We start from the raw sequence: 13,669 nt of genomic DNA on the forward strand, positions 1-13,669 counted from the left end.
AGACTAATTAAGCATTACTAAACAACTTTAATAAACTGAATAATGATTACATTTCATAATATTTTGTATAACCTTCATATTTATAATATTATTGAAATTGAAGCTCATTTGAAAATTAATTTAATAATTGTCAATTTTTCCGCTGCCATGAATGTTCTATTTACAGTTAAAAAAATAGAAAATTAACAAATAGACTTTGCTTAATTTTTAAATTTAAGACTAAGGTGTTACACAAGCAATACGGTATATATCGCCATATTGGTTAAAGTCATACACAAGCGGTATACCAAAATTCAAATGATTAATGATTGGTTTGCCATTATTGGCTGATACGGTTGCATTGCTTGCTTGACTGGCGGTTAAGTAATAATAGGAATCCCAATCACTGCCCGAATAGCCTGAGCACTGAAGTGAATATTGCGTTGTCGCATTCCAATCATTAACCATGCATCCCCATTCGCTATTAATTCCACCGATCCATTGTCCATTATCTCGATAACTTAACTGACGAGAATACCATGTACCATTTCGATTAGGGATACCAATATTCCATCCATTTTTTGGAGTCAGTGTATTGACATAATCATTCACTTCAGCCAAACGATAACCAAAACCAAAATTGCTACAATATTCTTTAGCCTTATTTTGAGCAGCAATAACTTCAGACAAAGACGATGTACTCTTGGCATAATTGACAACTGGTTGAGGAATGTACCATCGCATTAATCTAAATTCATACAGTAACTTAGTTTTAGCCCTATCAAGATATATTTTAAAAGTGGATGGCCTAAATAGTTTATCATTTGAATTGTAACGTGGACCATTTAACTTTACTTTTAAAGCAGGTTCGATTATTCCAAAGGAACCACCAAAATATTCCCATTTCTCAGTCGAGCCAGCACTCAGTGATAAGGTCACATTTCCCCCTTCTTCTGCGTTTACTGTTTGGCCATTAGCATTTAAGACAGTTTGAGGATCAACGCCACCAAATATTAAATAAAAATATAACCCATGAGAGCCAGTGCTGGGAAAGTTGTTCTTAATTATCTGATTTGCACCATCATAATCACCGCTATTTGAGGCACTTATAACTTTATATCCTCTACCTGGTATACGTGTTATTCCTCCATCATTAGATGAAAAACCTTCGTCCCATAATGTACCTGATACGTCATAACCTCCTGATGGAAGAATTTGATTATGATAAACCAAACTAGGTTGAGCATAACAAGTCGTTGCTAATAATTTATTCGGTTTGATGTAATAAGAATGGCTACTAGAGGGAATAGTGTTTTGTTGGGGATCACCATAAGGTGTGATTAATGTGGTATCACTGGCAGTGATGGTTAATTTATACGGGCCATTACAGTTATTCATTAATGCATTGATATTTTGTTGAACTATTGGCGTAATGTCATAAAAGGTGGATTGCCCAGGATACGGCGATTCCCACTTTAAACTGAGATTACCTGTTGCTGTGGCGGTAATTTCTCCAGTAGTATCGTAACCGTCACCATCATCATCACCAAAATAACTATAAGGTGTTTTTAACAACTCCGCCATATCTAATTTGGGATAACTGGCATCACCGGCACTAGATAAAGGAACAAAAGTTTTGATACTAGCAAAGGTTTCCATGTCTAATGGTAATTCTATCGGGTTATTGAAGCTAGAAGTATCTTGTGAAGCTTGGATAGTTGTACCATCTGATAAAGTGATCCAAAAAAAATCATCAAACTTATCTAGTTTGCTGGCACCATTATCAATAGTAAAATAGGGTTCGTGGCCCTGAATGGCGTTGGATGTCGTTATATTAATTACATTTAAACCATAAGCATTAGTCGCCAGAATAATATTAACAATAAAGATTAAACGACTAAAATCATATAATCTTTGCGTTAATAGTAGCCTTTTGGAATATTGATTAAGTAAATGAAATAATGAGTAATATCGAATATGAAATCTTGTGGTATATCTTGCAGATTTAATCCCGAAATTAGTCGCTAATTTTCTAGTAGCGTATAGATATGTCATTAACCGACTGTATTTTAACATTTGTAAGGCTCCACCTTATGTTTTTATAAAAAATAAAGCACGAACAGAAATTTTAAATTGTTAAAAAATTCAGTAATCAAGATATAACAATACCAATAATAAATATTAATTAAGCAGACAAATACAGAATAACCAAAAACTTATTTTATGTTTGACAATACAACTATTGATATCTTTATGACGAATTAAACGCTCTTATAGTACTTTGAAATTAAGAATTGCATTAATATTTGTGGATCGGTTTATTACTTATTTTCACATAAATAATACGAGTAGCTTGGTAGTTCTAAAACTTGATTGATAAATCAAGCTATGTCGGTTTAAATAATGCCATTTTTTTTAAGAAAAATATACCCTTTACACAAAATTTTTCAGTTTTTTATAAAAAGCGTTTGTTGTATTTGGGGTTTATTTAGATGTTAGCTTTTTCTGAATAAAGCTTACGCTTGCGTAAAACATTTTTGTTGTGCATTTAGCAACTTAATAATCCTCTTCTTTATTCTCAAATTCAAAAATAAAGAAGAGTAAATGGTAGAGTACTTGCATGTTTTCATTTAATTAATAATATTTTTCAATAAACTTTTTATTGTTTACAAACTGCATGTAAATCGTTTGATTTTTTGTAAACTTTAATCTGCCCAATCCAAGCATCAATAGCAAATCTATCCATAAAATAGTCTGAATCACTCACAGGATCAATATATTGATCTCGAGAATAAAACCACAAAAATCCACTAAACCAATTTGAATCAGGGTAAGTATTCTTAATTGTCATACCCCATTCGCTCAAAAGTCCTTGTCCTATAGTACGAGTAAAGGCATCCCATTCAAGTGGCCATTCTGTCCATGACATTGGTGCATTTGGAGAATTTGACATTTCAGCCCTTGAGGGAATATTCGACTCTCCACCACACAAATTAACGGTTTGCTGATAAGTATAATAGTCATTCCCATATGGTACCGCCCATATACCGGTTAAATTGAAAGTATAATTTTGTTCAGGAATTTGTTCATCATGTTTAAATTTTGCAGTTATTGTAACAGGACCTATCGGTTTTTTAATCAACATAACATAACCTTGTTTATCAACCGTAATACTATCATTTGGACTTGCCGAAAATGTATATTCAAAATCATCTTGATGACCTGTCATAATTAATTGAAATTTTGCTCCTGGAAAACCTGTCGTTGGAAAGTGTGGCACCGCCGATACTTTAAAACCATTATTAGGATCGAAAACCTTAGCATCATAACCTCCACCACAATAGCTATCCCTTTCTCGGCTATTATCATAATTCCAACCATTAACCCAGTGTTTACTGTCATCAAAAAGCGATGATTCAAATTCATGCTCAGCATAACCAAATAAAAGACAATCAAGACTTCCTTGATATGGTACTGGTCTAACACTTCCCCAAACATATTGTGGATACAGTATCATTCCATAAGGTTTAGCATAACAGATTTCAGGTTTAGCCATAATTTTGTATTTTTGAGTGATATCAACATACTCGCTTTCATTAGGAATACCATATTCGGAATAGGTTTTTACTTTAGTTGTAATAGTTAAAGTTAACGGCATGGAAATGTCACTACCACAACCAATTATTTTTTCATCATTTTCGATTTTTATCCCTTTATTATCAAACCAGCTATAATTTGTTTCTTCTACGGTGAACGGAATGTTATTGCGAATGCCATCACCATCGGTATCATCATAATTAGCAGTCACATCTAAATCATTCATTGCATAATCTTTAATCATAAAGTCTTTAATTGTTAAATTACCATCAAACTGATTGATTTGTGTGTCACTTAAGTTATTGGTATTTGAACTATATAAAACACCATTAACAGTAAAACCATGTTTTTTCGATGCCCCTTCAATATCGACAACTTTCGGTTTATTACCAATAATGACATTTATACTATGTGCTGTAAGTGCTAGGCTTTTTTGACTGACGCCTAAAAAGCATAAAATAAATAAAATATAAATAAACGGTTTAACCAGAGATAAACAAACGGATAATAATGAAGAATTTGTTAAAGAAAAAATACAACCCATTGTATTTGCTATCAAATCTCCACCAGGTGAAAGCTGAACTAAACGGCGTTTTGTTTTTTTTGTTCTTTGGCTAAATTGATATGGACTAAGACTAGATATTAACTTGGATTTTCTGTGAAAAGATAAACTATCGTGAAAAAGTAAACTTGAATTGAGGTAATTAGCTGAAATTAAATTATAGGTTGAGCAGGTTTGGTGTTTGGTGTTTGGTGTTTAAAATTATAATGCATATTCGACATCCTGTCAATTAACTTTATGTTTAATTTGATATTTTATCTTCCATTGTTAGTTTGATTAACTAAATAATGATCGATAATCCTACTGAAAATTGTTTAAAATTATAAAGACATAAAAAAACCTCGCAACCACTTTTTGAGGCTAAATTGTTAAATTTTGTAAATATTATTAATACATTAGATTTTTAAAGCATCAATTAGTAGCGTTAAAAAACCCGTTCCTCGAATTTTTTGGTTCTTTGCTTTTCGGACGTTTTTTTTGTTTGATGATTAGTTCTATATGGTGATTATGTCGGAGTAAATAAAAAGTATTTCATTAGTTTTTTTATATTTTATTTATCATATTTCTATAAATTAGTTTGGCTGAAGTCAATTTTTAATACTTTTGATCATCGACATGTAATTGGAATAGTTTTGAGATTAAAACCTGCTTCTTTATAAACTTTATATCTTTCTCTAGCTAATGATTTTTGTTGTTCGTCGACAGGAACGAAATCGATAATATCACGATAAACACTGGCAAATTCTGGAAATTGTTGTTGTAAATTTATTAATAAATGTCGTGCACCACTACTGCGCTTTTGTGGCCAGCAGATTTCAACTGGCGATCCACCTTTTAAACCTTCACCAGCTAAGTTATGTGGAACAAAATCATCGGTATCAAGTTGCCATAAATATTCATCAATTCGCTCAGCTTGCGCTTGATCTTGGCAAGCAACCAGCACACGCTGTTTGCTGTGCCATGCTTCGACAATTTTTTCGCAGGCTAATTTTTCTTGAAATAATACCCCAGCATCATTAGCTGGGGCTGAGTTTTCCAGTAAATAGAAAATCACTTTTTTCATGATGTTTATCTACTTATTTTTGATCAAGTAAGTATTGAATTAACATCGCAACTGGTCGGCCAGTTGCACCTTTGTTGGCACCTGATCTCCAAGCTGTACCTGCTATATCAAGATGTGCCCATTGATATTTTTCAGTAAAGCGTGATAAGAAACAAGCAGCAGTAATTGTACCGCCATCTCGACCACCAGCATTAACAATATCAGCGCAAGTCGATTTGATTTGTTCTTGGAAATCACTATCAATCGGTAAAGACCATGCTTTGTCACCAGCTTTATTTGATGAAGTAATAAGTTGTTCCACCAATTGTGGATTGTTACCCATTACACCAGTGTAATGGTGACCAAGAGCCACAATACAAGCACCGGTTAATGTCGCAATATCAATGACTGTTTTGGGGTTAAAACGTTCAACATAAGTTAAGGTATCACATAAGACTAAACGGCCTTCAGCATCGGTATTAATCACTTCAACAGTAATACCTGACATGGTCGTTAAAATATCACCTGGACGATAAGCGTTACCATCAGGCATATTTTCACAACCAGCCATTACACCGATGACATTGATTGGTAATTTCAGCTCGGCTACTGCTTGCATTACGCCAAACACGGTTGCCGCACCACACATATCATACTTCATTTCGTCCATACCAGCAGAAGGTTTAATAGATATACCGCCTGAATCGAAGGTTAATCCTTTACCGACTAATACATAAGGTTGGGCTTTTTTGTCTTTAGCGCCATGATATTCAATCACCGTCATAATTGATTCATTAGTAGATCCTCGTCCTACAGCTAAATAAGCATTCATGTTGAGTTTTGCTAATTCTTTTTCGCCAAAACAGGTGACTTTTAAATTAGTATGTTGTTGACCTAAACTTTTACCCTGTTCAGCTAAGTATTTAGCATTACAAACATTCGATGGCATGTTAGCTATATTTTTCGTACTAACAATAGCGTTGGCAATAATTTGCCCTTGCGATAATTGGCCTTCAACTTGGTTGACTGTCTTTTTGTCACCATAAAGTAGTGTCAATTTTTGTAGGCTCGGTTGTTCTGATTTTGTTGATTTGAACTCATCAAAACAATAAGTTAATTCACTAACAATTTGCGGTAGTTGCTTAGCAATTTCACAACTTATTGCTGAATTTAAGGTCAAAATATCCCAACATATGTGGTTAACTTTTTTGCTCGCAAGCTCTTTAATTGTAGCTTGAATCACTTTTTTGGCAGCATTTAAATCAAAACTTTTTGCGTCACCACACCCCACAACTAATATTTTTTGTTTGGTTGAATTTGCCAATGTATATAAAAATGTAGTTTTACCTAACTGACAATTAATATCACCTGATTTTATCAATTGACTAATCAAACCATTATTTTCTTCATCTATCTCTTTGATTAAATTAGATTGTAATTTACCTAATTGGACAGTAATAACTAAACATTCTTCTTTTTGTTTAGTTATAGCAAGGTTGTTTTTAATTGCGTATTGCATAGGCTTCTCTTAAAAAGTATCGAATGTGAATAATAACATTTTATCGGTTCATTAAACGATAGCAACAAAAAGATAACGAAACAACACAAATCGGATTATAATAATGGGATTTGATAAGACGGACAGATAGGTAATAAAGTGATAATTCGCCGATATTTAATTAAAGAGACACTGAAAACACAAGGGGCAATATTGTTTATATTATTGCTAATTTTCTTTTCTCAAAAATTAATCAGAATTTTATCCAGCGCAATCGATGGCAGCATTCCTCGAGATTTGATTATGCCATTATTGTTGTTAGGTGTGTCAAATATGGCTGATCTTATCTTGCCATTAAGCCTTTTTTTAGGTGTACTTGTTACCTTTGGTCGACTTTATTCTGATAGCGAGATGGTCGCGATGCATGCTTGTGGCGTAAAAAAGCGACTTAACTATCAAGTCGTATTTTTACTTTGTGTAATAACATGTGCAGTAACTGCACTTAATAGTCTTTGGTTTGGCCCTTGGTCTAGCGTAAAAGAGGATCAACTAGTTGAGAACGCAAAAATTAATCCAAGTTTAGCAGGCCTACTTGCCGGACAATTTCAACAAACACCGGATGGCAATTCAGTAATTTATATTGGCAATGTCGATAACAATAAGTTAGACAACGTATTTATTGCCCAGATCAATCCTAGAAATAATCAGCGCCCGTCTATCATTATTGCCAATAAAGGAAAAACAGAAGAAGACGCCGATGGTAATCAAATCATCACCCTTGAAGATGCGAATCGTTATGAAGGCACTGTCCAGCTAAAAGATTTTCGTATATCGAATTTTCATAACTATTTGGGGATCATAAAACCTAAAGAATTAGATACAAGTGTTTATGATGATAAAGCTGATGTGCAACAATTAGGGTTACTTGAACTACAGCAGAATCCTACCGCTAAGGCCCAAGCTGAATTGTATTGGCGCTTAACGCTGATTATTTCTGTTCCTTTAATGGCTTTTTTAGTCATACCATTAAGTGTTTCAAACCCAAGACAAGGTAGATTAGCACAGATTCTACCAGCTTTATTACTTTATCTAGTCTATTTTTTAATTTCCAGTTCGATTAGAGCTAATGCAGGCAAAGGCCGACTAGATCCTGCTTTGTGGTTTTATCTCATTAATATGGGTTATTTTATTCTAGCTTTGATCTTAAATTGTTGGGATAACTTATTTATGCGTAAACTTCGTTTAAAATATAGTGCATTATAAGGGGAGAACGATGTTTTCGATTTTAGATCGTTATATTGGTAAAACTATATTAAATACCATTGGAATTTGTTTATTTTTATTAATTAGTCTATCAGGTATTATTCGTTTTATAGATCAACTCAGAAAAATAAAATTGGATTATGATGCTTTTTCTGTTGGTTTTTATTCTCTACTTATGGTGCCAAAAGATTTAGAAGTATTTTTTCCTATGGCAGCTCTGTTGGGAGGCTTAATCGGTTTAGGAATATTAGCCTCACGTAGTGAGCTAATTGTCATGGAAACGTCAGGGTTTAGTCGATTTAAAATTGCTTTAGCCGTAATGAAAACAGCCTTACCTTTAGTTATTTTAACTATGGCCATTGGCGAATGGGTTGCACCAATTAGTGAGCAAACTGCTCGCAATATGCGTTCAGAAAGACTTTATGGTAATTCGTTATTAGCTCGGCAAGGTAGTTTATGGGCTAAAGATGGTAATGACTATGTCTATATTGGCCATGTTGATAATGACAGCTCAATATCGAATATTGATATTTATAGCGTAGATAAAAATAAACTTCTTTCGATCACCCATGCTAACAGAGGTGCATTTGAGAATGGTGTTTGGACTTTGTCAGAAATTGAAAAAAACGATTTAAGCAATTCCAACCAAGTAACTAGTATCAATATGTTGACGATGCAATGGAAAACCAATATTACTCCAGATAAATTAAGTATTGTCGCCTTTGATCCAGAATCTTTATCCGCATCTGGTTTATATCAATATTCACAATATTTGAAAGATTCTGGGCAAGATACCAAATATTATGACCTACTATTTTGGAAAAAACTGATTAAACCTGTGTCAGTAGCGGTAATGTTACTATTGGCTTTATCTTTCATTTTTGGCCCGTTACGTAGTGTTTCGATGGGGGTTAGAGTGATTATTGGTATTAGTTTTGGATTTATTTTCTATATTGCCGATAATCTTTTTGCTCAAGTCAGTATTGTAATGGGAATTTATCCTATTGTAGGTTCAATGCTAACCAGCTTAGTGTTTTTATTAATTAGTTATATTTTATTTAAGCGCAAAAATTAGCATATTTATGAGAATTATCATTACTCATTAAAAATGGTATTGGCATATACAATGCTCTGATATATGCCAATATTATCTTTCATATCAAACAAGCAAAATGTTCACAGCAAATATAAGCAGATTTACTTATATATTTGTTTATTAGGAGTAGAAATTCATTCAGGTAATTTTATTTTTCAGCATCTATTAATTTGATAAAAGATCCATTAAATTAATTTATTTAAATAGCCTTAAATATTCACCATAACCTTGCGTTTCAAGTTCTTCTTTTGGAATAAATTTCAACGCAGCAGAATTAATACAATAACGTAATCCACCTAACGCTGCAGGACCATCAGTGAATACATGACCAAGATGTGAGTCAGCCTCTAATGAACGCACTTCTATCCGGTTCATGCCGTGACTGTTATCTTCTTTTTCTATAATTTGTTGCTGATTAATCGGTTTAGAAAAACTGGGCCAACCACAGCCAGAATCAAACTTATCTAATGACGTGAATAGAGGTTCCCCAGAGACGATATCGACATAGATACCTTGCCGATGGTTGGCATTGTATTGGTTATCAAATGGGGGCTCAGTGCCATTTTGTTGAGTAACATGATATTGCATAGGAGTTAATGCTGATATAGCCTTATCTTTCATTGATTTATTCATGATTTATCTGCCTCACGTTACGTTATAGATGCTATTAATATTACCAATTTTAAGTTGATATTAGTCGTTACGGCTCAACATCGATTGCAATACTTTATCTTTAAGCCAAAAATAATGATACAACGCACCTAATATATGAATAATAACCAATATTGCTAAAGCGTAAGCAGTGATTAGATGCATTGAATGAAACATTTGATGTATTGAATTTGGCATAGCTATGGCCGGAACAGATATTAGACCAAAGACATTTAAATCTCGGCCACTCATCAAATAACCAGATAGCGGTACAATAAGCAGTAAAATATAGATGAATCCTTGAGTAGATTTAGACAATATCCGTTGTAGTTTTTGTTCTTTAAGTAAAACATCAGGTACACCTTGGTCTCGAATTACTATTATTCGCCATATCATTAATAGCAAAACAACAACACCCAAAGATTTATGCAATAAATAAACAATTGGCATACCACCTAAAATATTCGACATTGTCACTTTAGCTAAAAGCAATAAAGTAACAATCACGATTAACAAGGCTGATGACCAATGGATCCATTTTTGTTTATTGCTATACTGTGGATAACTTTGCATTGCTTACTCACTTTTTGTTGCAGGCTTATCTTGCCAATTGTCAGCAATAAAATTGGCTCGTCCAGATAAGCGATAATAACGGTTATAATGTTCTGGTTGTTTTTTATAGTAATCTTGATGATAATCTTCTGCCGGATAAAATGTTGTTGCTGGCTCTATAGCAACATTAATGGGATGATTAAATCGTTTACTTTCTTCTAATGTTTGTTTAGATGCGATTGCTTGCTGCTGTTGAAATTTATTATGATAAAAAATCACCGGTCGATAAGAATCGCCCCGATCAGCAAATTGTCCTTGAGAATCAGTTGGATCAATTTGTTGCCAAAAAATTTCTAGTAATTTTTTATAGCTGATCATAGTTGGGTCAAACGTTATCTGCACAGCTTCAGTATGACCAGTATTACCTTGGCAAACTTGTTGATAAGTTGGATTTACCGTGTGGCCTCCCGTATACCCAGACATCACACTAATCACACCTTCATATTTGTCGAAAGGTTTTACCATACACCAAAAACAACCACCGGCAAATGTTGCTTGCTCATATTGCTGCATAAAAACCTCCAATTAAATGATATTAATAGAAATGATCTTTATTTTAAAGCACAACACTTACTTTTACTTGATAGCTTTGCGGTTATATTACTTGAAACTGGTCAAATAATCACCATATTATTAATCTAATATAATTGTTTAGGAGGTGAAATAATGGCTAGTGGCTGGGCATCTGATGATGCTGTTAACCAACAAATTGAAAGCACAATTATTGATGCTATTGAACTTGCCAGACGCCAACTAAAACACGATAAACCAAGTACTGATTTTTGTGTTGAATGTGGTGATGCAATTGCTAAAGCAAGACAACTTGCTTTGCCTGGCGTACAATACTGTGTTAATTGCCAACAAGAAATGGATAAGCAATTGGCTAAGTCGGCAATCTTATATAACCGTCGTGGGAGTAAAGATAGTCAACTTCGATAATCTATCTGTTGATGGGAGGGAGAGAATGGTCCCTCCCTTTATTATTGTTTACTGTTATTAATTATTTTTTATTATCATGTTCAGCTTTACGCACTTCATCATAGGGATAAACTAATAATTTACTATCAAACCATTCAGCACAAAAAATATCTTTGATATCTTTATATCCTTGTTTTTTAATTTCATGCTTAAGCCAAGTTTCATTTTTATGTAATTGTTCAAGATTATCCTGACTAATCGCCCCATTTTCAATCACCAATACCGCGATATCTTTATCGCCTTTTTTGATAATAGTTAAAGAGCCATTTAATTCGTACCAAACTTGTTTTAATTCACTAAATGCGCAAATTCCTTGAATATTAATTAATGTTTCGAAATCTCTAACAGGTAAATTCGCTTTAATAAAATTTTCAGAGAGCATATTGCCATTTTTAACTAATTGTATCGGTTCACCGTCGATAGCATCGCGTAATTTTGAGTTTTTAGATTTGATGAATCGAACTAAAATAAGCAGTCCCGCCCAAATCGCTACAGCTCCAGCTGACTCCCACGCGGAGACATTAGCATTAAGTAACGTTCCTCCTACTAATGCACCAATAACCATACTCCCTACTTGATCTAATTGCGACATAGGCGCTATTTGGCTTTTACCAGATAATTTGACATAAATAAGTAAAATAATAAGAGCAACTAAAAATTTTGGAGCCATTTCGAGTAAATACATTTCCAACCTCCTAGTGTATATCCAACCACAATGACCAACATTAATTAAATATGGTGTAATCGAATAAGTAACAGTTAAACAAGATGTATTAAGGACTAGCTAAATTTTTATTTATTTGAAACAAAAGACAGATTATTTTCTAATGGTGATTTGACAATAAAATGAAAGCATTGCTATTTTACTCTAAAAAGGATTTAAAAAAAATATGATACTTGTCATAGATTTTTACTATTTAGATGATAAAGCGAAAACGGTCGGTATTTTATTTGAACAGTTTGCTGACAGAATCAAGGAGATAAAATCCGTTATCACTGATTACCAATCAAATGTTGCCCATATCAATCAGGCCATTTTTATCAACGTGAATTACCTTGCATATTAGCGTTATTGTCTCAGGTCGATCTCAATACAATTGATACGATTATTGTTGACGGTTATGTTCATTTAAATGACGGTAAGCTTGGCTTAGGTGGTCATCTATATCAAGCCCTTGATAAAAAGATACCTATTATTGGTGTTGCTAAAAAGTTCTTTGCTGATAATAGCCAATATGTGATAGAAGTGACACGCAGCAAAAGTAATAAACCTTTATACATCAAGACATTAGGAATAGAGTTAACTAAAACTGCAGATCATATTAAATCTATGGCAGGCAAACATCGCATGCCAGATTTACTTACCTATTTAGATCAACAAACCAAATTGTTTAAAATTGAATAGTATGCTGTTTTTTTGCTAATAGCAGTTATATCAATAAACTATGATTCCTTGTTATTATTAAATAGTGCCAACCAGTAAATAGGCCAATGTTTTTTATTGAAAAGATTATTAATTATATAAGCAATAGCAACTAATATTACTGCACCAGACAACACCGGAAATAAAAGAAAAGTAAAATCATAATCTATTTTATCTGCAGTTAGTAAAATAACTAATGGATTAGCACCTGCAGGCGGATGCACAGAACGAAAATATTGCATTGCGACAATTGCAACCCCCACAGCTGACGCAGCAACAATTATATCGTTACCGAATAATTTAAGAAACACTAATCCAACAAAAGCCGATATCAAATGACCAAAGATGACATTTCTTGGTTGGGCTAAGGGCGAGTAAGATACCGCAAATAAAATTACACAACTAGCTCCAAATGGCGCCATGATATAAGTGTAACCAGTTAAATGGCTTAAGCCAATAAGAAACAATATACTAACAAAACCACCTATAAAGCTTTGTAACAACTCAATTTTTTTGGGGTTAAGTGGCAATTTCTCCTTGCCGAAAATAAATGATTTCATTATTCTTTTATCCTATTAAATGAGTAAAATATATGTACAACACCAAAAATGAACAACTTTGTACACTTTTATATTAGTACAGATCTGTTCATATATCAAACTCTTTGGATCAAAAATGAAAAAAACACCTAAATTAATAGCGGATACCGCCGAACAACTCTTTTATCAAAAAGGGTTTGCTAATGTCGGAGTTGATGAGATACGAGACTAATCAGATTGCTCTAAAACATCGCTATATAAACATTTTGGTAATAAAGATAATCTAATTTTGAAATTTTAACGTAATTCTTGATTAGAAAAATTAAATCTGATAGTCAGTTTTGAGCGAAACGCAGACATTTTTTACAATATAAAGAATATAATTATCAAATAGCAAGATTCAGATTGTAATACATAATAGAATTTATA

At 33.2% G+C, this 13,669-nt stretch carries 15 protein-coding genes; 6 read left to right on the forward strand and 9 right to left on the reverse strand.

The genetic code is table 11. The annotated features are described in order from the left end of the window. Window positions 1-219: 219 nt before the first annotated feature. The 4 genes from RAM17_RS07955 to RAM17_RS07970 all read right to left on the reverse strand — a co-directional run bounded on the left by RAM17_RS07955 (window position 220) and on the right by RAM17_RS07970 (window position 6,699). On the reverse strand, window positions 220-2,055 hold the full coding sequence (locus RAM17_RS07955; RefSeq protein WP_146208319.1) for a hypothetical protein: 1,836 nt from the start codon (window positions 2,053-2,055) through the stop codon (window positions 220-222). 583 nt (window positions 2,056-2,638) lie between these two features. After that, window positions 2,639-4,135 carry a hypothetical protein gene (locus RAM17_RS07960; protein WP_306239799.1) on the reverse strand — a complete coding sequence of 499 codons (1,497 nt, stop codon included), beginning with the start codon at window positions 4,133-4,135 and terminating at the stop codon, window positions 2,639-2,641. A 610-nt stretch (window positions 4,136-4,745) separates the two neighbouring features. Continuing rightward, window positions 4,746-5,201, reverse strand: a complete 456-nt coding sequence (locus RAM17_RS07965; protein ID WP_110447734.1) for a DNA polymerase III subunit chi — start codon at window positions 5,199-5,201, stop codon at window positions 4,746-4,748. Between the two features lie 13 nt (window positions 5,202-5,214). Beyond that, window positions 5,215-6,699, reverse strand: coding sequence for a leucyl aminopeptidase (locus tag RAM17_RS07970; protein WP_110447733.1), 1,485 nt, complete (start codon window positions 6,697-6,699; stop codon window positions 5,215-5,217). A gap of 138 nt (window positions 6,700-6,837) precedes the next feature. On the opposite strand from RAM17_RS07970, the gene lptF reads away from it, so the two are divergent. Together lptF and lptG are read left to right on the forward strand one after the other, a co-directional pair. Next, a complete protein-coding gene (lptF, locus tag RAM17_RS07975; protein ID WP_110447732.1) occupies window positions 6,838-7,941 on the forward strand; it encodes an LPS export ABC transporter permease LptF in 1,104 nt (367 codons plus the stop codon). A gap of 10 nt (window positions 7,942-7,951) precedes the next feature. Continuing rightward, entirely contained in the window at window positions 7,952-9,016 is a 1,065-nt protein-coding gene (gene lptG, locus RAM17_RS07980; protein ID WP_110447731.1) for an LPS export ABC transporter permease LptG, read from the forward strand. Between the two features lie 216 nt (window positions 9,017-9,232). Here the strand turns inward: lptG and msrB are convergent, their stop codons facing one another. Genes msrB through msrA form a run of 3 tightly spaced genes read right to left on the reverse strand, consistent with a single transcriptional unit; the run spans window position 9,233 to window position 10,813 of the window. Then, on the reverse strand, window positions 9,233-9,670 hold the full coding sequence (gene msrB / locus RAM17_RS07985; RefSeq protein ID WP_110447730.1) for a peptide-methionine (R)-S-oxide reductase MsrB: 438 nt from the start codon (window positions 9,668-9,670) through the stop codon (window positions 9,233-9,235). 60 nt (window positions 9,671-9,730) lie between these two features. After that, entirely contained in the window at window positions 9,731-10,261 is a 531-nt protein-coding gene (locus RAM17_RS07990; RefSeq protein WP_110447729.1) for a cytochrome b, read from the reverse strand. A gap of 3 nt (window positions 10,262-10,264) precedes the next feature. Further along, complete coding sequence (gene msrA, locus RAM17_RS07995) at window positions 10,265-10,813, reverse strand: peptide-methionine (S)-S-oxide reductase MsrA (protein WP_110447728.1); 549 nt, start codon at window positions 10,811-10,813, stop codon at window positions 10,265-10,267. A gap of 153 nt (window positions 10,814-10,966) precedes the next feature. Here msrA and RAM17_RS08000 point away from each other — a divergent pair, with 153 nt between their 5' ends. After that, complete coding sequence (locus RAM17_RS08000; protein ID WP_110447727.1) at window positions 10,967-11,239, forward strand: DksA/TraR family C4-type zinc finger protein; 273 nt, start codon at window positions 10,967-10,969, stop codon at window positions 11,237-11,239. Between the two features lie 61 nt (window positions 11,240-11,300). Here the strand turns inward: RAM17_RS08000 and RAM17_RS08005 are convergent, their stop codons facing one another. After that, entirely contained in the window at window positions 11,301-11,963 is a 663-nt protein-coding gene (locus tag RAM17_RS08005) for a DUF421 domain-containing protein (protein WP_110447726.1), read from the reverse strand. Window positions 11,964-12,168: 205 nt separating this feature from the next. Between RAM17_RS08005 and RAM17_RS08010 the strand changes: the two genes are divergently transcribed. After that, entirely contained in the window at window positions 12,169-12,345 is a 177-nt protein-coding gene (locus RAM17_RS08010) for a hypothetical protein (RefSeq protein ID WP_220000052.1), read from the forward strand. 5 nt (window positions 12,346-12,350) lie between these two features. Continuing rightward, window positions 12,351-12,683, forward strand: coding sequence for a hypothetical protein (locus tag RAM17_RS08015; RefSeq protein WP_258334359.1), 333 nt, complete (start codon window positions 12,351-12,353; stop codon window positions 12,681-12,683). Between the two features lie 38 nt (window positions 12,684-12,721). Here RAM17_RS08015 and RAM17_RS08020 read toward each other — a convergent pair whose 3' ends face one another. Beyond that, window positions 12,722-13,261, reverse strand: coding sequence for an HPP family protein (locus RAM17_RS08020; protein WP_110447725.1), 540 nt, complete (start codon window positions 13,259-13,261; stop codon window positions 12,722-12,724). A 115-nt stretch (window positions 13,262-13,376) separates the two neighbouring features. Here RAM17_RS08020 and RAM17_RS08025 point away from each other — a divergent pair, with 115 nt between their 5' ends. Further along, on the forward strand, window positions 13,377-13,472 hold the full coding sequence (locus RAM17_RS08025) for a TetR family transcriptional regulator (RefSeq protein WP_146208318.1): 96 nt from the start codon (window positions 13,377-13,379) through the stop codon (window positions 13,470-13,472). Window positions 13,473-13,669: the final 197 nt, after the last annotated feature.

The organism is Gilliamella apis (genome assembly GCF_030758615.1).
In the GTDB taxonomy this organism is placed as follows: domain Bacteria; phylum Pseudomonadota; class Gammaproteobacteria; order Enterobacterales; family Orbaceae; genus Gilliamella; species Gilliamella apis_A.